This window comes from Mycobacterium scrofulaceum (genome assembly GCF_002086735.1).
Lineage (GTDB): Bacteria > Actinomycetota > Actinomycetes > Mycobacteriales > Mycobacteriaceae > Mycobacterium > Mycobacterium scrofulaceum.
Genome location: NZ_MVIJ01000171.1, coordinates 1 through 344 on the forward strand (window position 1 = coordinate 1; position 344 = coordinate 344).

2 pseudogenes are annotated in these 344 nt (G+C 66.0%); both read left to right on the forward strand.

Annotation, left to right across the window (positions count from 1 at the left end):
* Nucleotides 1–201 (forward strand): annotated as a pseudogene (locus tag BST44_RS29295) (hydroxylase); the annotation flags it as partial.
* Between the two features lie 33 nt (nt 202–234).
* Nucleotides 235–344, forward strand: a pseudogene (locus tag BST44_RS30005) (2,3-dihydroxybiphenyl 1,2-dioxygenase); the annotation flags it as partial.

The following is a 344-nucleotide window of genomic DNA, read 5'->3' on the forward strand; positions in this document are numbered from 1 at the left end:
CGCGCGGTGTCGGCGGTCGACGAGATCTTCGCCCGCTCGGGCGGCAACGCGGCCCGGATGGACAAGCCGCTGCAACGGTATTGGCGGGACGTCCATGTGGGGCAGATGCACGCGATCCATGTCCCCGGCACCATCTACCACGCGTCGGCGCTGAGTTCGCTGGGTGTCGACCCGCAGGGTCCACTCCGGGCGATGATTTAACAGGGCCGAGACAGCCAGAGGAGGCGCATCACGTTGACCGACCTGAAAAGCCTGGGCTATATCACCATTTCGACGAGCGACATCGACCGCTGGCGGCACTTCGCCTTCGGCGTGCTGGGTTTCGCCGAGGGTAAGGGCCCCGA